The 20,824-nt window shown below is 53.8% G+C and carries 21 protein-coding genes and 1 pseudogene; 17 read left to right on the top strand and 5 right to left on the bottom strand.

Annotation, left to right across the window (positions count from 1 at the left end; all coding sequences use genetic code 11):
* Positions 1-99: 99 nt before the first annotated feature.
* Positions 100-948 carry a formyltetrahydrofolate deformylase gene (gene purU, locus JFT58_RS14595; protein ID WP_019821236.1) on the bottom strand — a complete coding sequence of 283 codons (849 nt, stop codon included), beginning with the start codon at positions 946-948 and terminating at the stop codon, positions 100-102.
* Positions 949-1,300: 352 nt separating this feature from the next.
* Between purU and mvaT the strand changes: the two genes are divergently transcribed.
* Positions 1,301-1,675, top strand: coding sequence for a histone-like nucleoid-structuring protein MvaT (gene mvaT / locus JFT58_RS14590; RefSeq protein WP_019821235.1), 375 nt, complete (start codon positions 1,301-1,303; stop codon positions 1,673-1,675).
* Positions 1,676-1,765: 90 nt separating this feature from the next.
* On the opposite strand, the gene sbcB is transcribed toward mvaT, so the two are convergent.
* The gene (gene sbcB / locus JFT58_RS14585; protein WP_054898011.1) at positions 1,766-3,193 is read right to left on the bottom strand and encodes an exodeoxyribonuclease I; all 1,428 of its coding nucleotides are present in this window, start codon (positions 3,191-3,193) and stop codon (positions 1,766-1,768) included.
* Positions 3,194-3,360: 167 nt separating this feature from the next.
* Here sbcB and JFT58_RS14580 point away from each other — a divergent pair, with 167 nt between their 5' ends.
* From JFT58_RS14580 to JFT58_RS14540, 9 genes are all read left to right on the top strand, one after another.
* Complete coding sequence (locus JFT58_RS14580) at positions 3,361-4,053, top strand: RDD family protein (RefSeq protein WP_054898012.1); 693 nt, start codon at positions 3,361-3,363, stop codon at positions 4,051-4,053.
* The gene (locus JFT58_RS14575) at positions 4,050-5,030 is read left to right on the top strand and encodes a stage II sporulation protein M (protein ID WP_054898013.1); all 981 of its coding nucleotides are present in this window, start codon (positions 4,050-4,052) and stop codon (positions 5,028-5,030) included. The genes JFT58_RS14580 and JFT58_RS14575 overlap by 4 nt, the downstream gene beginning before the upstream one ends.
* Entirely contained in the window at positions 5,017-6,546 is a 1,530-nt protein-coding gene (locus JFT58_RS14570) for a DUF4129 domain-containing protein (RefSeq protein WP_054898014.1), read from the top strand. The genes JFT58_RS14575 and JFT58_RS14570 overlap by 14 nt, the downstream gene beginning before the upstream one ends.
* Complete coding sequence (locus JFT58_RS14565; protein ID WP_103299415.1) at positions 6,543-7,700, top strand: DUF4350 domain-containing protein; 1,158 nt, start codon at positions 6,543-6,545, stop codon at positions 7,698-7,700. Before JFT58_RS14570 ends, JFT58_RS14565 begins: the two co-directional genes overlap by 4 nt.
* Positions 7,701-7,854: 154 nt before the next feature.
* Positions 7,855-9,027 carry a tyrosine-type recombinase/integrase gene (locus tag JFT58_RS14560; protein WP_056791103.1) on the top strand — a complete coding sequence of 391 codons (1,173 nt, stop codon included), beginning with the start codon at positions 7,855-7,857 and terminating at the stop codon, positions 9,025-9,027.
* Positions 9,002-10,681: a hypothetical protein gene (locus JFT58_RS14555; RefSeq protein WP_131672134.1), complete on the top strand. Its 1,680-nt coding sequence runs from the start codon at positions 9,002-9,004 to the stop codon at positions 10,679-10,681. Before JFT58_RS14560 ends, JFT58_RS14555 begins: the two co-directional genes overlap by 26 nt.
* On the top strand, positions 10,678-12,576 hold the full coding sequence (locus JFT58_RS14550) for a hypothetical protein (RefSeq protein WP_054899050.1): 1,899 nt from the start codon (positions 10,678-10,680) through the stop codon (positions 12,574-12,576). The genes JFT58_RS14555 and JFT58_RS14550 overlap by 4 nt, the downstream gene beginning before the upstream one ends.
* The gene (locus tag JFT58_RS14545; protein WP_054899051.1) at positions 12,573-12,992 is read left to right on the top strand and encodes a hypothetical protein; all 420 of its coding nucleotides are present in this window, start codon (positions 12,573-12,575) and stop codon (positions 12,990-12,992) included. Before JFT58_RS14550 ends, JFT58_RS14545 begins: the two co-directional genes overlap by 4 nt.
* 219 nt (positions 12,993-13,211) lie before the next feature.
* Positions 13,212-13,418, top strand: a complete 207-nt coding sequence (locus JFT58_RS14540; RefSeq protein ID WP_131672133.1) for a hypothetical protein — start codon at positions 13,212-13,214, stop codon at positions 13,416-13,418.
* 729 nt (positions 13,419-14,147) lie between these two features.
* On the opposite strand, the gene JFT58_RS30275 is transcribed toward JFT58_RS14540, so the two are convergent.
* Both JFT58_RS30275 and JFT58_RS30270 read right to left on the bottom strand, forming a co-directional pair.
* Positions 14,148-14,816 (bottom strand): tyrosine-type recombinase/integrase, encoded by a 669-nt coding sequence (locus tag JFT58_RS30275; RefSeq protein ID WP_131672132.1) that lies wholly within the window; start codon positions 14,814-14,816, stop codon positions 14,148-14,150.
* Complete coding sequence (locus JFT58_RS30270; RefSeq protein ID WP_262020207.1) at positions 14,780-15,436, bottom strand: tyrosine-type recombinase/integrase; 657 nt, start codon at positions 15,434-15,436, stop codon at positions 14,780-14,782. Before JFT58_RS30270 ends, JFT58_RS30275 begins: the two co-directional genes overlap by 37 nt.
* Before the next feature lie 291 nt (positions 15,437-15,727).
* Here JFT58_RS30270 and JFT58_RS14530 point away from each other — a divergent pair.
* The 7 genes and pseudogenes from JFT58_RS14530 to JFT58_RS30770 form a co-directional block, all read left to right on the top strand.
* Positions 15,728-15,856: pseudogene (locus JFT58_RS14530) on the top strand (type II toxin-antitoxin system RelE/ParE family toxin); the annotation flags it as partial.
* A gap of 353 nt (positions 15,857-16,209) precedes the next feature.
* Entirely contained in the window at positions 16,210-16,431 is a 222-nt protein-coding gene (locus JFT58_RS14525; protein ID WP_054899052.1) for a hypothetical protein, read from the top strand.
* 416 nt (positions 16,432-16,847) lie between these two features.
* Positions 16,848-17,210, top strand: coding sequence for a GtrA family protein (locus JFT58_RS14520; protein WP_056791091.1), 363 nt, complete (start codon positions 16,848-16,850; stop codon positions 17,208-17,210).
* The gene (locus tag JFT58_RS14515; protein ID WP_054899054.1) at positions 17,207-18,127 is read left to right on the top strand and encodes a glycosyltransferase family 2 protein; all 921 of its coding nucleotides are present in this window, start codon (positions 17,207-17,209) and stop codon (positions 18,125-18,127) included. Before JFT58_RS14520 ends, JFT58_RS14515 begins: the two co-directional genes overlap by 4 nt.
* Complete coding sequence (locus JFT58_RS14510) at positions 18,124-19,566, top strand: glucosyltransferase domain-containing protein (RefSeq protein WP_096001721.1); 1,443 nt, start codon at positions 18,124-18,126, stop codon at positions 19,564-19,566. The genes JFT58_RS14515 and JFT58_RS14510 overlap by 4 nt, the downstream gene beginning before the upstream one ends.
* A 217-nt stretch (positions 19,567-19,783) precedes the next feature.
* Positions 19,784-19,999: a hypothetical protein gene (locus JFT58_RS14505; protein WP_223816856.1), complete on the top strand. Its 216-nt coding sequence runs from the start codon at positions 19,784-19,786 to the stop codon at positions 19,997-19,999.
* A gap of 65 nt (positions 20,000-20,064) precedes the next feature.
* The gene (locus JFT58_RS30770) at positions 20,065-20,352 is read left to right on the top strand and encodes a helix-turn-helix domain-containing protein (RefSeq protein ID WP_096001720.1); all 288 of its coding nucleotides are present in this window, start codon (positions 20,065-20,067) and stop codon (positions 20,350-20,352) included.
* A gap of 374 nt (positions 20,353-20,726) precedes the next feature.
* Here JFT58_RS30770 and JFT58_RS14495 read toward each other — a convergent pair.
* A partial coding sequence (locus tag JFT58_RS14495) for an IS3 family transposase (RefSeq protein WP_146186410.1) occupies positions 20,727-20,824 on the bottom strand: 98 nt, incomplete at its 5' end.

Below are 20,824 nucleotides of genomic sequence, written 5' to 3'. Positions count from 1 at the left end.
CGAGCGGGTCGCTCATGGGAATCTCCTGAAACAGAAATAAAAAAGGGCCTGGAGAGTTTTACCTCCAGGCCCCGGTGTCTTTCAATCAAAACCGCTGGGTCAGAAGACCACGGTCTTGTTGCCGTGCACCAACACGCGATCTTCCAGGTGGTAGCGCAAGCCACGGGCCAACACCATCTTCTCGACATCACGGCCGAAACGCACCATGTCTTCAATACTGTCGCTGTGGCTGACGCGCACCACGTCCTGCTCGATGATCGGGCCGGCGTCCAGCTCTTCGGTCACGTAGTGGCAGGTTGCACCAATCAGCTTCACGCCACGCAGGGAAGCCTGGTGATAAGGCTTGGCACCAACAAAGGACGGCAAGAAGCTGTGGTGGATGTTGATCACCTTGCCAGCGTATTCGCGGCACAGCTCCGGTGGCAGGATCTGCATGTAGCGCGCCAGCACCACTACATCCGCGTCATGCTGCTTGACCAGGCGCGACACTTCGGCGAATGCCGGCTCCTTGTCCTGTGGGTTGACCGGCACATGGTAATAAGGGATGCCATGCCATTCGACCATGCTGCGCAGGTCGTCATGGTTGGAGATCACGCAGGCAATCTCGCAATCGAGTTCGTCGCTGTGCCAGCGGTGCAGCAGGTCTGCCAGGCAGTGGGATTCGCGGCTGGCCATCAGCACCACGCGTTTCTTCTGCTCTGTATCGGTGATGTGCCAGGTCATCGAAAACTCTTCGGCAATCGGCGCAAACGCCTCGCGGAAGGCTTCCAGGCCAAAGGGCAACGTATCGGCACGGATTTCGTGACGCATGAAAAACCAACCACTGAGATCGTCCGAGTGATGGCTCGCCTCGGTGATCCAGCCATTATGGGAAGCCAGAAAGTTACTGACCTTGGCAACGATGCCAACCCGGTCCGGGCAAGCAATCACCAGCCGAAAAGTGCGCATTAGGGGGAAACTCCAGAACTTCACAAAGGCCGCTATTCTAGCGATTACGCAGAAAAACTGCAGTATTCCCTTGCACCTTATCTTGAGGCATGGCCGTGGTAACACCCCTTAATCGTGTAAGGTTTTACCAGCGCTATATGACGATACAACGGCATGCTCAGGCCGATAGCAAAAAATTAAGGTGATTATCTTTTGCGCATAACGCTTACTAATTAACTCATCGGCCAGGTTTTCTCCCACACATTCAATGTCATTCGCCTAAATACCGTCTTAAATGTTTACTTGATGAAATTGCCTGACTATTATTAGGCCACTCACCCTGTCAATCAGCGTTCTACATAAGGTAGTCCACATGTCACTGATCAACGAATACCGCGCCACCGAAGAAGCTATCAAAGAGCTGCAAGCCCGTTTGAAGAACCTGTCCGAAGACGACAAGCTGAAAACCGAGCTGGAATTCGAAGGCAAATTGCGCACCCTGATGGGTGAATACTCCAAATCCCTGCGTGACATCATCGCGCTGCTGGATCCAGAGTCGAAAGTTAAAGCACCGCGTGGCGCTGTGAAAACTACCGGCACCAAGCGTGCTCGCAAGGTCAAGCAGTACAAAAACCCGCACAACGGCGAAGTGATTGAAACCAAAGGTGGCAACCACAAAACTCTGAAAGAGTGGAAAGCCAAGTGGGGCGGTGACGTAGTTGAAGGTTGGGCAACCCTGCTGGGCTAAGCCCGGTCGGACGTTCACCCGATACGTCACACATGAAAAACGCCAGCTTGCTGGCGTTTTTTATTGTCTGAATATTCTGTAGTTATGCACCTACAGATTCAGGCGCGCCGCTAAGGAATCCACATAGTCCTGCCATTGCGCCAGTACCTGGCACTGAAACGATGTAGCACTAACCGCCAACTCCTCACGCGCCTGCTTAAATGCCAAGAGGGTATTCGGCGCCCCCCACTGTGCATCCGACAAACGTTGCTGACAGAAAAGTTTCCAGCGTTGTTGCTCCTCATTGTTCAAGGTTTCAGGAAAGTTACGCGCCCGGTAGCGAAATAATAATTCCGGCAAACGATGATCATCGAACGGCCACTGCTGACGGGCTAATTGCGCGGGCTCTGCCATGCGAACTTGCTCACATAAACGGCGGTCACGGTCACCAATAAAACCCTCGTAGAGCTGCTGCTCCGGGTCCGAGTTTGACGCAAAGTCTTCCTCGGCATAAATGGCCGCTAACTTGTCCCGCCAAACTTCATGTGCGTCAGTTAGCCGCAGCGCCCGCGCGAGGCAAGCTTCCTTATCCAATTGAAGGCGCTCGAGGTCTTGAGGGCGCAGCACCTTCAACGGCGCAACCACCGGGCAGCGGTTGATATGCAGCAACTTGAGCGGAACCGGCAGTTCACCTTCGGCTAGCTCATAGCGGCGCGTGTAAAGACGCTGACGCAGCGTCGTCGCATCCAGGTCCAACAGCCCTTGTGGATCGAGCCCCAGGTCACAGACGATCAAGGCATTGCGATTGCGCGGGTGCCACGCCAGGGGCAAGACCACGCCCAGATAATGGCGCTCGGCGGAAAAACGCCCCGAGATATGCACCATCGGTTGCAGCAACCGCACCTGATCCATGACCCGCTGCTTGCTGCGCAATTGAAACAACCATTCATACAACTTCGGTTGTTTCTCCCGGACCAACCGCGCCAGGGCGATGGTTGCACGCACATCCGACAACGCATCATGGGCCTGGCCATGGTCAATGCCGTTGGCCTCGGTCAAGCGTTCGAGCTTGAGGGTCACACGCCCATCCTGCTCGGGCCAGTTGATGCCCTCCGGCCGCAGGGCGTAGGCAGTGCGCATCACATCGATCAAGTCCCACCGGCTGTTGCCGCCCTGCCACTCGCGCGCATACGGGTCGAAAAAATTGCGGTACAGACTGTAGCGCGTCATTTCATCGTCGAATCGCAGGGTGTTGTAGCCGGCGCCGCAGGTACCTGGCGCGGCCAGTTCGGCGTGCACCCGAGTCATGAAATCGGCTTCGGCAAGGCCCTTCTCGGCGAGGACACCCGGCGTGATGCCCGTGATCGCGCACGCTGCCGGGTGAGGCAGGATATCGTCGCTGGGCTGGCAATAAAGATTGATCGGCGCACCGACCTCATTGAGCTCAAGGTCGGTGCGGATCCCGGCTACCTGGAGCGGGCGATCGTTGCGCGGGTTGATGCCAGTGGTTTCATAGTCGTACCAGAAAATCGAGGTCACGGGCTATTCCTGTGCTGAAGACCGACAAAGTCTAGGCGCTGCAAGGCGTTGGGGGCCAGCGATACCTGACTGTATAAATACCCAGAAAAACCTCGGGTGGTTGCTTCCACCGTCGACACTGTTAGCATCCGTGTCTCTCAAGTCGCCTCGCACTGCCAAGGATCGCAATGCCATCAACGCCTTTGGATACCCACTATCAGATAGAAACGCCGGAGGGCATCGACCTGCTCCTGCGCCCTGCTGGCCTGCCCTCTCGGGCATTGGCCTTTGCATTCGACCTGGGCGTGCGAGGGATCATCATGGGGATCCTGCTAGTGCCGCTGGCGCTGCTCGGCAATGTGGGGATCGGGCTGGGTTCGCTGCTGCTGTTCGTGGTGAGCTGGTGGTACATGGTGTTGTTCGAAGTGCTCAACCACGGCTGCTCGCCGGGCAAGCAGGTCATGGGCCTGCGCGTGGTACAGGATGACGGCACGCCCATTGGCTGGTCGGCATCATTGATCCGCAACCTGCTGCGTTTTGTCGACATGCTGCCCTTCGGTTATTTCCTCGGCGCGATCAGTTGCCTGCAGCATCCGCACTTCAAGCGGCTCGGCGACCTGGCCGCAGGCACACTGGTGGTCTACCGCGAGCTGCCGCTGGTGCGCCCGAGCATCCCTCAAGCACCCGCCCTGCGCCTGTCATTCGCACTGGAGCTGAGCGAACAGCGGGCCATCCTCGGTTTCGCCGAACGCCAGGCCGAACTCTCGGCCGAACGGGTGCATGAACTGGCCGCCATCCTCGCAGGGCCCCTGCAGGTGCCTGCACCGCGTGCCGTGGAGCAACTCAACGGTGTAGCCCGTGGTTTGTTGGGGCCGACATGAAGCAAAGCCTTTTTGAAAGCCGCCACCAGCATCAATGGCAAACCTTCGCCGAGCAGTTGAAGCAACTGGAGCAAGGTAAAGCCAAGGCCGCCGATGTTGCCGACTTCCCGCATCAATATCGACGCCTGTGCCAACACCTGGCCCTGGCTCAGCAACGCGGCTACAGCAGTTACCTGGTCGATCCGTTGCAACAACTGGCACTGCGCGGCCATCAACAACTGTATCGTCATCGCAGCCATCTGACAGCAAATATACTGGCGTTTCTTCTCGCCGACTTCCCGCGCCTGGTACGCGAACAATGGCGCTTCGTGCTGATCGCCGGCCTGCTGTTCTTTGGCAGCCTGGTGGGGATCGCCCTGCTGGTGTACCTGTTCCCCGACCTGGTCTACAGCATCATCGGCCCCCAGCAGGTGGCCGAGATGCAGGGGATGTACAACCCAGACGCCAGCCGCCTGGGCCGCGCTGCCGAGCGTGCCGCCAGCGAAGACTGGATGATGTTTGGCTATTACGTGATGCACAACATCGGCATCGCCTTCCAGACCTTTGCCGCCGGCCTGTTGTTTGGCCTGGGCAGTGTGTTCTTCCTGATTTTCAACGGTTTGGTCATAGGTGCGGTCTCCGGGCACCTTACCGAAATTGGCTATGGCCAGACCTTCTGGTCGTTTGTCATTGGTCACGGCGCATTCGAGTTGAGCGCCATCACACTGGCCGGTGCCGCAGGCTTGCAACTGGGCTGGGCACTGGTCGCCCCCGGGCGCTTGGCGCGCAGCGAAGCCCTGCGCCTGGCCGCGCGCAAAAGCGTAAGGATGCTCTGTGGTGTCATGGTGTTCCTGTTGATCGCCGCCTTTATCGAAGCCTACTGGTCCTCAACCACTCGCATTGAGCCCTGGATCAAGTACGCGGTAGGCGCCGCCCTCTGGCTGCTGGTGGCCGCTTACCTGACCCTGGCCGGGCGGAGTCGCCATGCGCCTGACTGACGCCAGCGTAGTCATTCGCCCGCGCACTTCCTGGGAAGCCATGGACTTGGGTGTGCTGATGGCGCGGGAACACCGTTTCTTGCTGATGAGCAGTTGGGCGCTGGTGAGCCTTCCGATATTCAGCCTGTTGACGGTGCTGCTCTGGAGTTACCCGTCTCTGGTCATGTTCCTGTTCTGGTGGCTCAAGCCGGCCTTCGACCGCTTGCCGCTGTACATTCTTTCCCAGGCCCTGTTTGCTGAGCCCCCCAGCCTCAAACAGGCCGTTCGCCATTGGCCGCAGTTGCTCAAAGGGCAACTGTTCGCCAGCCTGACCTGGCGGCGGCTGAGCATGAGTCGCAGCTTCACCCTGCCCGTCAGCCAACTGGAAGGCCTGGACGGTGACGCACGTCAACGACGCCTTGGGGTGTTGCTGCAACGTAACGCTGGCGCCGCACGCTGGCTGACGACGATCGGCGTACACCTGGAAATCGGTCTGTGGTTTGGCGGCATGGCCCTGTTCTATCTCTTCATCCCGCAACAGGTTGAACTGGACTGGGACTGGCAACGACTGGTATTGGCATCAGGCTCGGACGTGCTTTGGCTTGAGCACCTGAGCAATGCTTTCTATGCCCTGGTCCTGGTGTTCTGGGAACCCATCTACGTCGCCTGTGGCTTCAGCCTGTACCTCAACCGCCGCACGGTGCTGGAGGCCTGGGACCTGGAACTGGTATTCCGTCGCCTGCGCCAGCGCCTGAACAACGTTGCACCGCTGCTGTTGCTGGTCGTTGGTCTGGCACTGCTACAAATCAGCCCACCGACCATGGCAGATGAAACCACAGCCCATAAGCCACTTAGTACCCAGGCCGCCAGCCAATCCATCCAGGCATTGCTGGAAAAGCCACCTTTCAAGAACCCGGAAACCGTCACACGCTATCGGTTTGGCGAAGAAAAAGCGCCGGTTGAAAACAAGGCCAAGGGCGACGGCAAATTACCCGGCTGGCTCCAGGCACTGCTCGACAACCTTAACAGCGACACCTTCAAATACGTCGCCAAAACCTTGGAAATACTGCTCTGGAGCCTTGTGATTGGCGGCCTGGCCCTGGTGTTCTGGCGTTACCGTGAATGGTTGCTCACGTTCGTCAGCCGCCTCGGACCCACTCGCACTACCGCCCCCTCGCCCGTTCCCGCTCAGTTGTTCGGCTTGGAGCTGGGCGCCGAGACATTGCCCGAAGACATCGCCAGTACCGCCGAACAGCTATGGCCTACTCAGCCACGGGAGGCCCTTGGCCTGCTGTATCGCGGGTTGCTCAGCCGGCTGCTGCATGAGTTCGACCTGCCACTGACAAGCGCCGATACCGAGGGGCAGGTGCTGGAGCGCGTTCATCGTTTGCAACAACCGCAATTACTGGCGTTCAGCGACGAACTGACGCGCCACTGGCAAAACCTGGCCTATGGTCACCGTCTGCCGCCCTCTTCAGCCCAACAAAAACTGTGCAGCGACTGGCGTGCTCTTTTCAGTGAAGGAGCGAGCCAATGAATCGCGCGCTATTGTGGACAGCGCTGTTGTTGGCGTGCCTGCTGGGTGCGGGCGGCTTATATGCCTGGCACAAAGCAATTCCCTACGACGAAGTGGTTGACCGGGGCCCGTCGCCAGAGGCACGCGCCAACCCTTACCTGGCCGCCGAGCACTTTCTACGCCAGCAAGGCGTGGTTGTGGCGCACGCCAATGGCCTTGAACGACTCGCCGACCTGCCTGCCAAAGGCCATAGCCTGTTGCTGCTGGGGGAGCGCAGCAACATGACCCCGCGCCAGGTCGAACAACTACTGGGCTGGGCAAAAGCCGGTGGCCACCTGCTACTGGTCGCCGAGGCATTATGGGATGAAGACGCCGGCACAAGCGGTGACCTGCTGCTTGATCGCCTCACTATCCGTCAAACCTTGAGCGACACCTTCGACGAACCCGTGCCACCGCGTAAAAAAAACAAGCCGGATCTGACAAAGCTCTACGTCGACAACGAAACCGCCCCGGCGTACTTCAGTTTTGACACCGACTTCAACCTCACCGACCCCAAGCACCTGGCGCAGTTTTCCGCCAACAGCGCCAAGTCCAGCCACCTGATGCAACTTGACCTTGGGCAAGGCCACGTAACGGTGATCACCGACAGCGACCTGTGGAAAACCGCCAATATCGGCAAACATGATAACGCCTGGTTGCTGTGGTACCTGAACCAGGGCACTGACGTCACCCTGCTGTTCAACAGCGACACAGACGATCTGTTTACTCTATTGCTCCGTTATTTCCCCCAGGCCCTCGTCGCCCTGGTTGCGCTGCTTGCTCTGGGGCTGTGGCAGGCAGGCATGCGCCAAGGCCCGATCCAGGCACCGGCTCCCAAGGCACGTCGCCAGTTGCAGGAACACTTGAAGGCCAGCGCGGACTTCCTATTGCGCCGCAGCGGCCAGGGCACGTTGTTGCAAGCCTTGCGACACGACATTCTGCGCGCAGCCCGGCGACGCCATCCAGGGTTCGAACACCTCGATGCGTCAGAGCAACGCCAGGTGCTGGAACACCTTACGCGACAACCCCCTCACATCATCAGCCAGGCGCTTGAGCCCGTTGCGCTGAAGCGGCTCTCCAGCGCCGACTTCAGCCGACAGGTGGCGCACCTGCAAACCCTCAGGAATGCCTTATGATCCGGCACCTTGCAACCGTTAAATATTCCGTCTAAAAGAAACAGACCCTCACGATTTCATAGTTCCACGATGTGCTTGAGGGTCGATCTAATAGCCCTAGCTCTGCCAGAGCAGACAAAGGGATTGGCTGCCTAGTCAGTACAGGGGATGGCAGATGGAGCTTGTGTGGGCTACTGACGATTTGGTGATCGCTGGGCAACCCTATCCTGGATTCCCCATTCTGCTATGGGACTCAATGGAAAGTTGTGTCCCGGCCAATCAGTTCTTTCGTCACTACCTGTTTCGCGGGGTCATTGGCTCTAAGCGATCCTGGCCCAGCACCGGACGCGCGCTCTACGACTTTTTCAGCTTCATCCAGGCTCATGAGCTGGACTGGTGCGACGTTGATCGTGGCGAGGCAAAGAGCCTTGTGGCGGCCTATCGGGACTACAGCCTGATTGCGTGCGAACTGGCATCGAACACCACTCGCCAGCGTCTGCATTACATCTGCAAGTTCTACGAGTTCGCGCAAAAGGAAGGGTGGGTGAAGCGCCTGCCCTTCGCCTATGAGGAACGCAGCGTGAGGCACGGGAGACGTTTTCTTGCACATATTGATGCAAGTGGCGGCAAGGCTATGGCAAACGATGTGATGCCGCGTAGGCATAAGACTCTGCCCAAGTTCCTGAACATGGCCGACGTCAAGGCGCTACTGACCGCTGCGGAGAATCCGCATCACCGCATGATGATGCGCCTGGCGCTGCATACGGGTCTGCGCCGCGAGGAACTCGCCGCCTTTCCGCTGTCCTATGTCTTCGATCCAGACAAGGCGTTACGAACCGAGCGCAACCTTCGCATCTACCTCGATCCATTCGACGGCAGCGGCATGGTGACCAAGGGCAGCAAACCGCGAGGTATCTACGTCAGTCGCGAGTTTATGGCTGAACTCTACCGCTATGTGACGAAGTTCCGCAGCGAGCGTGCGTCGCTGAGCAAGACCCCGCAAAGGGCGCTGCTCCTCAACCAGTTCGGACGACCGTACGGTGGGGACGGCAAGAGCATCAATCGGATCATCAGCAAGGTAGGCAAGCGGGCGGGGATCAAGGTCCATACGCATATGCTCCGACATACCTATGCCACACATACCCTGATCAGTCTTCAACGCAATCCAGCGAGCGGACTGGAACCACTAGTATTCATCCAACGGCAACTTGGCCACAGTTCGATTCAAACAACCATGGTGTACCTGCATCTGGTCAACGAAATAGCCGACGAGGCTGTGCTGGCCTATGACGATGAGTTGAACGCGCTAGTGGGGGGACTTGATGGGCAAGCGCAAGGTATTTACTAAAACCGATCTCAGCGTCCCGCAAGTCGAGCACTGTCACAACGCGGCAGGCAATGTGGTCATTCTCCCCGAGGTCATCCCGCCGACTAACACTACGATCGAGTTCGGGCGGAACTCTATTAACGCCCGTCGCTTTAAGTTTGGCCGCTGGTACGGTGTCGGCATCGACCACGTTACCTACGCCTGTCAGCGCCAAATCGAGCGGTTCCTCGCCGGCCAGGACCAAGCCGCCTCAGTCACCACAATTATTAGCTATTGCAACACTGGCCTGTGCAACTTCCTTGACTACTGTGTGCTACGTGGGATGGCTTTTAGTCGTAACTTAGCTTTGTCTGATTTACATCGGGATCTGATCGACGGCTACCTTGCACATCTGGCGGGGCGGGGCTGGGTTACTAATACTCAGAAGAGCGTCTATTCGAAGACCAAGCCTGTGCTGCTCGCCTTGGGTCGGCGTGGGCTGATCACTCTTATCGACTCCGGCAATGCAGCCACCTTTCCGCGCAACCCTTTCCCAAACAGCAACCTCAAGGGCAAGGGCGAGACAGCGCTATCTAAACGCGAGCGACAAGCATTCAAAATAGCACTCAGGCAGGCTCTTAAGCCGATCTGGGATGACGACGCACCAGTGACCAAGGAGCTACTGGTCTTCGCTCTGTTGGTCATTGCGCTGCACACCGGACGCAATACAACTCCACTGCTGGAAATGGGCCGGGACTGCCTGCGGCCGCACCCCAAAGACAACGCCGTATTTCTGGTGCTATGGAAGCGGCGTGGTTACAACACCAGCAAAGTGGCGCTACGCTCAGACTCGAACGCCAATCGCCTCCTGGAATCAACACCGAGTGTGAGAACCAACGTGGAGCGACTAATCCGCCGCGTGATGTCGCTGACCGAGTCTCTGGATGCAGATGCCCCGGACGACCTGAAGGGCAGAGTATGGCTATATCGATATGGTAGCGATAAGGGTGCCAGTCGAGTCTCGGCTTTGAATCAAAATGTGCTAGCTAAGGCGACAAGTAGCCTCGTAACCAAATATAGCTTGACCGACAGCGACGGGAAGGCACTACGCATCAACGTCTCGCGCCTTCGCAAGACCTTCGCTAATCGTATCTTCGAGTTGACCGATGGCGATTTAACGACTTCCGCCGCGGCGCTCGGCAACACTCCCCAGGTGGCCGACCAGAACTACTTGGCGCCCGGCGAAGATGCCCGTCGCAACTGGCAGTTCATGGGTGAGGTACTGGTGCAGGAGTTGCTGACTAACACCATCGGTACGACCTACAAGGACACCCCCATGGGCCACTGCTCCGACTTGGTATACGGACAGTACGCCCCGGCGCGCGAAGGCGCGACTTGCATGAATTTCATGAACTGTCTGCGCTGCAAGCACTACGCGGTGACGGCAGAAGATCTGTACAAACTGTTCAGTTTCTATTTCCGCGTACTGACCGAGCGCTCGCGCATGGACAAGCGGCGCTGGGCACGGGAATACGCCCACATTCCACGGCTGATTGAGCATTACATCGTTGCCGAGGGGCTGCGCCGCGGCACCTTTAAGGCCACAGCAGTGGAAGCCGCCCGTGAGCGCGCCCGAACCCAGCCACACCAGTTCTGGTCGATTGATTTGATTGACAGCCTGGAGACATTTTCATGAACGGCAACCTCCTGACGGTACCACCCCAAGTACCTCTTCCCACCCAGCCGAACGATGTGTATGAGCTCGCCGAATCCGAGCGCGACGCTCTGATCATCAGCGCGACCAAGGTCGGTGAACACTGGGTCATCCTCAGTTGCTACGGCGATGACACCTGGCAACTCGACGGCTTCCCCAACAACATCTCTACCAGTAAAACACGACTGGACTTCAGCATCGTGCCACCGGTATTTCGGGCGGTAATGAAGGCGGCGCTGTATCGTTATCTCCGGAGTGGGCGCACAGATTCGGGTCGGCCTAAAGGCAGCATAGTGCGACAACTTTTCTTTAATGCAATGATATTCCTTCGGCATTTGAAGGTGCTCAAGCTCGACCATCTGGGCGCGGTGACACCTCTGGTATGTGCGAGCTATGTGACCGCCTGCAAAGCGTACCGGCAACCCCACCGGTCTAAGGGAAAACCGCTGTCGCAAGAGGGACTACGTAGACGTTTAGCGGCCGTCGAAGCGCTCTATGAACTGAGCCAGTACACCAATGATCCAATGCCAAAGCATCCCTGGCCAGAGACGTCCTCTTTAGCAATGGCAGGGCTTACCGGTAGCGGCTCCCGTCAGAAGAAAGACAGCAAGACGCCGCTGATCCCCGATGATGTGTTCTGCATCCTGTTCGAACGGGCCTACCTGCAGGTTGAACGCGGCCATCAACTGTTAGACCTTCGCGATAAGTTGGAAGTCATCGCGAAGGAGCGAAAGGGGCAATGTCGCGAAGCAGTCATAGCGGCCAAGAATCGCCTTCTGAGCGATAGTGGTCGGAAGGGAGGTCTGAGAGCATTCAACCGGGCGCTGAGCGACCTGCGTACGGCCTGCTACATCATCCTGGCCAGCACCTCCGGCTGTCGCCACCATGAGTTGGCAAACTTGCGGTTGGGTGCGCACCACCGTACCCAAGACGATGAGGGCACCATCTATCATTGGATGCGCTCGCGGTCGGACAAGACTGACGTAGGAATTCATGACTGGATGATCCCTGAGGCAGCCGTGCTTAGCCTGCGGGTGATGGAACGCTGGTGCGCGCCCTATCAGGCCATGATTGCTGCAGAGATCGTGCGCCGCCGCCGCGCCAACCCACATGATCCGCGAATTGTAGAGGCGCAAAAGCACCGGCATGCGTTATTTCTCGGCGTATATCCAAAAGAGGGTAACCAAGTACGCACGCTTACCACGTGGGGTTTGGGTTTCAACTTAAACATATTCGTCAAGGATTGCGGGTTGAACTGGAGTCTCACCAGCCACCAGTTCCGCCGCAAGTTTGCCAACTACGCTGCGCATAGCCGCTTCGGTGACCTACGTTATCTCAAGGAGCATTACGCGCACTGGTCACTGGACATGACCTTGGGCTACGCGCTAGACGACAGTTGGGGACAGCACTTGGACCTAGACCTTTACGCCGATATTCAGACGGAATTGCAAGATGTAAAACTCGGCATCGTTGATTACTGGTTGGGAGACGAACCCATGGCTGGCGGCTATGGTCGTGCGCTCAAGCAGTGGCAGCGAGAACCCCAGAACCTGCTGATATTCAAGGATCACGCTTCTATGCTGAACTCTATTGCTGAAAGCACTGCGATTCGCAGCAACGGTCATGCCTGGTGCACGGCGGACAACGACGGTTGCGTCGGCAATACTTTAGAACGTACCCGCTGCAGCAACTGCAACAATGCCGTGATTGGACGTCGCCACGCGGCCATATACCAGCGACTCTACGATGATCTGAAAGGGCTGCTGCATTGCCCGGACATTGGCGAGAGCGGACGACAGCGCGTTGAACGCGACCTGAATCGGTGCCGAGACGTACTGGACAAGTTAGGCATGGACCCGGAGAGCCTGATAGCATGAAGCCGATCGACAAGGCAACTAACTACAAGCCGGCTGACGATCGTGAAAAGGATCTGCGGCTCGCGCTTTACCGCATCCAGAAGGGACGTACCCGCTCTGGGGAAACCAAGGTTACGATCACCGCAGTCGCCCGCGAAGCAGGCGTATCAACGGCGCTAATTCACAACTACTACCCAGGAATTGCCGAGGCTATCCGCGAGGCTCAAGGGCGCTCCAGTCGCGCCATGCGTGATGTGAAACACCAAGACTTGCTTGCTGAACGCATAAAGTCAGCAGCACATCGTCAGGAGATAGAGGAACTGCGGGCCAAGATCGCCCAACTCGCATCCGTCAATGAGGTGCTATTGGACGAGAACCGTGTGCTCAAGAGTAAGATGAACGATCATAAGGTGATCGATCTGGCTTATAAGGAGTAAACGTCCGACCAACTCACCTTGAGTAAGTCAGGCCGGTACCCACTAGTTTGGTAACTGCTAGCTGCGTGAGCAGAAGTCTCAGAATGGCAAAAGCCCGGTAATCAACCGGGCTCTGCAAATCCCTCAAGGGGTTAAAAATCAAGTGCCTCAAGGGCTACCTTTAGAACTCTATGGCCGGTTGACTCAAATGTCAACATTCGTCATATAAGACCGACTCGCTTGTCTCGCGACATTGGACCACTGCTGCTCTGCATCTTCAAAGGCATCGAAGGGATGATCGGCGCCGAGTTGCTGCCTGGAGAATCCTTGCTCTTTGAAAAATGGCCTAAAGAGGCCCTTGAAAAGCTGTTGTCAATGGTGTCTGAGCGCTACGCCAGTTCCTTTGATCTTTCGACCTTCCGCGCCGACGGATCATGCCCGATTTAGATGAGACAGAGGGTTTCAGGGCACTGATTTACTGTGAGGTTGCAGGACCGGCAAGTTTCGACGAAAGCCGATTAACGCCCTACGGGAGCTACCAACCACTCGGCCCCTATGCGGACATGTCCTCCATCTTACGTGTACCACTACCCATTCGCCTTGACCGAACCATTTCCCGTGTGCGGGTAATGCCGGACGAAGGCGATTTGATTCTCATGGTCGGCCAATTTCGTTGCGGGTAAGCCTTAAAGCTTGACGATGGCTCTTTTTGCGCCGAAGAATTTGCGCCGGAACATCGGCGTCGGGTGGGTCGCTAACGGCGTGGTTCACGTCAAAATTTCAAACCCTACTACTGCAAACATCACAATTCCCGCAACGGAGACTTCAGCGTTTTTGAAGCGCACGGGAGTATAGAAATATAGGGCCCGTCTTTTAGGCGGACCTCATATATCTAAGACGGTCAGTCTAACCGAAAGCACCTTCTTTGATCCTGCGTCATAGTCACACTCAAAGCTGGCCTTCTTATATACTCCCGCTCCATGCTGATACGCGACCTTGCCGTGAGAATCTTGAAAAACACCAACGTCCTCCAAGGTTTCAAAGTTTTCGCCCTTTATGGTTATCGTCGATTTGTTGTAATCCAGCCAGGCGATATCCTTTATTGCTATGCCCCCACTGCCACCAGTCCATTTGAAAGCGTTTTTAGCTGTTTTCTGTATTGCTTGTTGGCAACCGTCAACATAGTAGGGATAGTTTAGCTTTCCCCAGCATGACAAATCCCTGGAACAAGCTTGCTCGCTGACGTCGGTAGGATCTACTTGGCCGGCCTGTGCCACGCCTGTGATGCTTGTCATAGACAGCACGAAAGAAAAGATAGTTGCCATTACTGGTTTCATAAAGCGTCCTTATATATTTTTGATTCGTGAGACGAACTCGGCCCGCTGTTGCTCGGTCATGCGCTTCCCGAAGCGCATCAAGATAGTCCGCATACCACTGCACCATCTTCTTGCGCTGCGGCAGGTAGATCGCTTTGCCATACACGCCTTTGAGTCCGGCCTTCTTGTGGGCCAGATGCATGTGCCGCCAGTTTTCATCCCAGCCAAATTCGGATAGCAAAGTTTCGCAGTTGTGCCGACTGCCGTGGCCCGTCATCCGCCCTTTGTACCCGATCAGTGCAAAGCACTTATTGATCGACGCATCTGAAATTTCCGGCACCTTCTCGCCCGATGATGGGATCAGGTAGCGGGACCGGCCAGTAAGCCGTTGCAGATCACTGATCAGCTCCACTATCTGGGTGGGCAGCAGTACGACGTTGTCACGCCGCATTTTCATCTTGACAGCCTGTTCGGCCCATTCCGCCCAGCGCGTCATGCCTGGCTTTGAGCGGTCAGCAGAGTCAGCCATGCGGCAGTGCGGACAATGGTGCCGCTGCGTGATTCAACCAGCGCCCGCAAGAACTTTGGCAGCTCCGACTCCAAAAGGTGTGGGTACTGCGATTCCTCTGGTGCCTTTTCGGCAATGTCTATCAAGTTGCTGGCCGGATTGTTCTCATTCATGCCCTTGGCAATGGCCAGTCCAAATATCTGATTCACCCACACGCGCACCTTCTCTGCGGTGTTGTGGGCACCGCGGCTCTCGATGCTCGCCTGGAGGTTGGCGCAATCCGACCTGGTGATCCTGCTCAGGGGCTTGCTACCAAGGGCCGGGAGTATGTCGTTGGTCAGCGCGCCTTTGATTCCGGACAGGGTCTTTTCAGCCCGACCGTCCCTGATCTTTTTATCAAGCCATAGATCGGCTGCAGCTTTGAACGTGTTCGCCTCGACGGCATTCTTGGAAACTTTCAACGTTGCCTTATGGGTGATAGGGTCTACGCCTTCAGCATTGAGCCGCTGCACTTCCTGAGTTTTCTCCCTGGCCTTTTTGGCGGTCACGTCCGGGTAGGCGCCCAGTCCGTGCCATCCCCATTTGCCATCAGACTTCTTGAAACGAAGCTCCCTGCGTTTACAGCCCGTGCTGCTGACCACGAAATAAAGCCGGTCTATTCCATAGTTTTCGCGGTATTCCTCTCCCCTGGCTCAAGGGATGCCAGCACCGTGTCGGCCAGTGGCCGGCGCTTTATCTCGGATCGTTTCATGCTGGATTCTTGTATGGTTAGGTTCGATGTTGCGCGAACCATATATGGCGCCATACACAGAATCAAGGATAAGAGGACACAAAAGGAATAGCGGGGATCAGAAGGGATTGGAGCTTGTTCAGTATTGCAGGGGGGTTGGTGCATAGCGGGAGGGTGTGGGACAGGGGGGAATAAGAATGTAGAGCGGGTAGAAGGGTTTGAACCAAGGGATGTTCGCCGAATCCAGGTCGGCCATTACGAGATGCGCTACGTGATAGTGGATTCGACTATCTACCTTCTGCGCCTGTGGCAAACCCGCGCAGATAGGTGAATGGATGGCCTACCAAGGCTCAGAAAACCTTAGCGTACGTTTTTTACGAATTCTGTAGGCTCCCCTTTGCAGGCTACCAGCCACCCAAGACCCTCACTGGCCTTAGGTGCACTTTTTATTCCGTTGCTCCCCAAATCCTAAATACAGGATAGGTCGCCCCGAGGCCGTGTTCAATTTTCTAACTGACAAGATAATTAGCCTGAAAACCAATGAATCAGGTGCTGACTGATTGGGAGTGAAATGAGCTGATTCCCAGCCCAGCCACCCTCTGTGGATAGGATGCAGACTGTTGACATGTCTACGAAATTCGCATACATTGAGTCAAGTAATACGCGTAACACATGAGGCATGACATGACAGCAAAGAAACACGTCAGCGTTCGATTGGAACAAGAGACCAGGGTAAAGCTAGAGTTAATCGCCAAGCGCAGGATGATGGCGACAGGCGTGGCGGTGACACTGGCAGATCTGATCCGCGAAGGTCTGGCCCAGTTTACCGACAGTGAGCCATCAGAGAATTCTATGGCACCTATTCAGTCCCTCGCACCAGTAAAGCCAGCTCCAGCCGAAGAATAGGCCGATATGATCCCTCAGATCGCAGCCAAGCCAAAGACTAGCCGCACCCGTACAGAGGATGAAATGAGCGAGCTACGCCGTCAGGCTCTGAAGCTGAAAAGTGAGGGGATGAGCAGCTAAGAGATTGCAGACCAGCTAGGCGTTAACCAACGATGGCTGCCCGCAAGCTGCTGAAGTAATACCGGAGATGGCTCAGGTTTGAGCTATCAGAAAGAGTGCCAGTCCACTGCGCTAGCAACGGAATGACGTCCACACAGAAACTACCGTAGGAATAGTGCAATCTGGAACCAACAGAATAATCGTGTAGCACTTAGTTCCTGCAACCAAGTAACTGTTTGATGGGTATTATTCACAGCTTGCCAGTTGTGGTAGATTGCAAGTCCAATGTTTATAAAAAAGCTGTAGGGTTTTAGAAAATGAGTAAGCTTTTTTTTAAATATTTGTCTGTGGGTATAGTCAATACTATGCTGCATTGGGTTGTATTTGCATGGCTGGTTTATAAGGAAGACTTCAGTCAAGCCACGTCAAATTTGTATGCTTTCAGTATCGCGGTTACATTTTCTTATTTTGCTAATTCGTATATGACGTTCGAGAAAAAGCCTACGACACTCAGGTATATTGCGTTCGTTGCTTTTATGGGTGCATTAAGCTATGCGTCTGGTTTGTTAGCCGATCGAATAAGCTTGACGCCAATTTTAACGCTGATAACATTTTCTGCAATTAGCTTGATTGTGGGATTCTTTTACTCAAAACTGATTGTTTTTAAAGATAAAAAATGAAAATATCATTGGTTGTACCTGTTTTCAATGAAGAAGATGCAATACCTATCTTCTATAAAGCCGTTCGTGAAAACAAAGAGTTGAGCGAGTATGAAGTAGAAATAATCTTCATAAATGACGGTAGTCACGATGCAACAGAGTTGATTATTAATAAATATGCGACTGCAGATTGTCTAGTGATGGCGCTAAGCTTCACCCGAAATTTCGGTAAAGAGCCAGCGCTATTTGCTGGTATAGAATATGCGACTGGAGATGCTGTAATTCCAATTGATGTAGATCTTCAGGATCCCATTGAAGTAATTCCAGAGCTTATTAGAAAATGGCAGTTAGGGGCTGATGTAGTGTTAGCCAAGCGTACTGATCGCTCTAAAGAAAACTGGTTGAAAAGGAAAACAGCCGAGTGGTTTTATAGATGCCACAATAAAATCAGTACGCCGAGAATTGAAGAGAATGTAGGTGATTTCCGACTAATGTCAAGAGAGGCAGTCGAAAATGTTAAGCTGCTGCCTGAGCGCAATTTGTTTATGAAAGGGATATTGTCATGGGCAAGCGGAAATATTGAACTGGTTGAATACTCTAGAGCAGAAAGGTCTGCTGGGGATTCAAAGTTTAATGGCTGGAAATTATGGAATCTGGCGATTGAAGGAATAACCAGCTTTTCATCTGTACCTCTAAGAGTATGGACATATTTAGGGTTGTTTGTGGCTACCTGCTCATTTTTGTATGGTAGCTTCATGGTAATTGATAAAGTTATCTGGGGTAATGCTGTGCCTGGTTATCCATCGCTACTCGTCTCCATTCTGTTTCTTGGTGGCATTCAATTGATAGGTATTGGTGTGCTGGGTGAATATATCGGGCGCATATACACTGAGGTAAAACAAAGACCGCGGTATATCCTCAAAAGGCACAGAAAATGACTTATAGCAAAAACTGTTTTATTTCATGCCTGCTGATATTGGGAGTGGCGTTAATTCCCATTTTTAGTTCGAATGTTTACTATATGGATGACTTGTATAGGGTTGTCCTAGGTATTAAAGGATGGTCTGGCGATGCAAGACCATTCGCAGAGATCTTCTACAATGTATTAACTTTGCAAAGCGATATTGTGCCTGATTTATATCCAGCACCATTAATATTGGCAGTGGTTTTCTTGTGCTTTGTTTTTTCTATGTTGTCCAAGAGACTTTCTAACGGGAGGGATATTTTATTTGCTTTTTGTATATGCCCCTTAATCCTTAGCCCTCTGTTTAGCTCAAACTTACATTTTAAATATGATTCACCTTTTATGGTGCTTTCTGTTGCATTTGCCTTGCTGTCGTTTTGTTTTGAATTCAAAAGAACAGTTGCGTGTGTTCTGATTACGGCAACATTTGTGACGCTGACATTGTCAACCTATCAAGTTTCAGTAAATATTTTTGCTGTGCTGACAGTTGTTGAGTTCTTGTATTTCGCTACAAAAGGAGATTTCAGAGTAGCCGTATTAAGACTTGTTAACCGGGGTTTCGGTTTCATTGTTGGATATTTTGTTTACTCCAAAATAATAATCCACTTTGTGCAGGTCAATAAATACTTCTTAGAATACAGCACTACTGTGGGGCTGGATAAGTCTGGTGCTTTGAAAGTATTCGATAATTTTACATCTTCATTTTCGATATTCACTAACAGTCAAAGCTTGGGCTTTGAGATTTTCGTCTTATGTCTAGTTTCTGCTTATGTCTTGACAATTACCAATTTATTGATATCAAACTACAAATCTATAAGTCCATTTGCTTTGGCTTTGTCAAGCGTTTTGGCATTCTTCACGTTTGTATTGCTAATTCCTGGGGTTATGATTTTTAGCGAGCAACCACTATTCTTTGCTAGAGGCTATATAGGCTTTGGTGGATTTATCTCGGCAATGCTTATACCTTTGTGCTGGGCTTCGGTTAGGGCGCTTAGATATATTCTGGTTATTCCTTATATTTATATGGTTGGTTTTGTCTATGCTGCGCATAACGCTTTTAAACTAGAAAACGACCATATTGAACGAACGGCTATCAGCATTATTGATGACATAAATAGAAGCGGATATGATGATATAAAATATATACGCGTCGATGGTGTGCTAAAAAATTCCTCTGGCACTGAAGTCATAGTGACTGCGTATCCCCTGGTAAAAAATATTTTGCCTAAAGCATTTTCATATCAATATGACGGAGGTCTATACGTCATTAAAAGACTTGGTCTTCCAGATGTAAAATATGCAACGGATGAAAATGCTGAGGCTTTTTCTAATGGTTGCCTGCCTAAGCTAAAAAGATATTATTACGATATTTGTTTCGGATCCGAAGATACGGCATATGTCAAATTTAAATAATACGGGATGGCTCATCACCCTTACGTGTCGAATTTTTATGTTTGCAGGATGTCGACTAGCAGGCGCTCACTCGAGTGCTTCCGTCGCTGCGGTGTAAATCATAGACTGTTACGGTAATTCACCCCCGCTTTTAATGCTTGCTAGAAGTATAGGCTTGTCCGTTGGGGCCAGTTTCTGTTTGGGGGTAATATCTCCAAGGGCCCTATTCGCCGGGGCCTTGCTGGACTTCAAGGCCGCTGTCGAGCGCCATGATAAATCCGAGGCACACCTCCATTACGCACTGGTTTTCGGGCTGATTTGTGGTGCGGCATTGAGTGGAGGGATCAACAAACAGGCAGGACATAAATTGCTGATCCCCCTAGAAGAAACCCGAGCAGCACTGATGGACGCTTTCGGTGAAGCGCCGAAAGTGTCTGCGCCTTCGATCAATTGAGGGAAAAGGCCTAGGTACGACCAAGTCCTAGCCTCGCAGCGGGGCGGGTTCGTAGAAGGACGCCCATTTTCGCATCCGCGAAAACAAAAGAAAGACGACTCAGAAGTGAACGCAAGCGGCTGGCTCTTACGCAAGCTGTAATGACTGAACGTTGCGGCATATCTCGCGAGATTTGGTGTCGCTACGAGCAAGGCAAGGGGCTTCCAGGGAGCGAAGTGCTGCAAGCCTTCTTGAAGGCGGGATGCAACGCCCACTTTGTCTTATCAGGTAAATCACCTGTGGAGGAAACGTTGTTGATCGAGCGTTTCAGGGCGTATCCGAAGATGCTGCAAGATGCCATCTTGCGGCATTGAAAACAGAACACTGAATTTCAGGAAAAGTCGCTCAGCAACGCCCAAGCCCAGCACCTGCGGGGCTGAGGCGGTAGAGGAACGCCGCGTTGGCCTCTACCCCCTTAAGCTAAGGGACACTTATGGATTTCAAGCTTACTTATTGGACGCGTCGGTGGTCAGCGAACACGACGCTCACGGTACAGAAATTCGAAGCTGGATGGCACATTTCCCACGTCACGATCTATAGTGATGCTGATCGAGAAGGTGCGCCGTTCCTTGAGTCGAGCTTACATCAAGACCATGGTAAGCAGATGGCGAACACACCTACCGAACTCCAGTATTTAGGATGATGGTGTCCGCGTATTTTGATCTGACCCCGAAATGTTGGACGCCATCTATGCCCGCCGTGCTTGAGTCCTGTATTCCACAGGGCTCAGGCCACTTAGCTTCAGCCTGATTCGCGAATGATTGTAGTAGTGTATGTAGTCCTCTA

Origin of the sequence: Pseudomonas sp. MF6767, assembly GCF_016405475.1 — a bacterium.
GTDB lineage: Bacteria > Pseudomonadota > Gammaproteobacteria > Pseudomonadales > Pseudomonadaceae > Aquipseudomonas > Aquipseudomonas paracarnis.
Note: the sequence above shows the minus strand (reverse complement) of the source record. Positions and strands in the feature narration are given on the sequence as shown.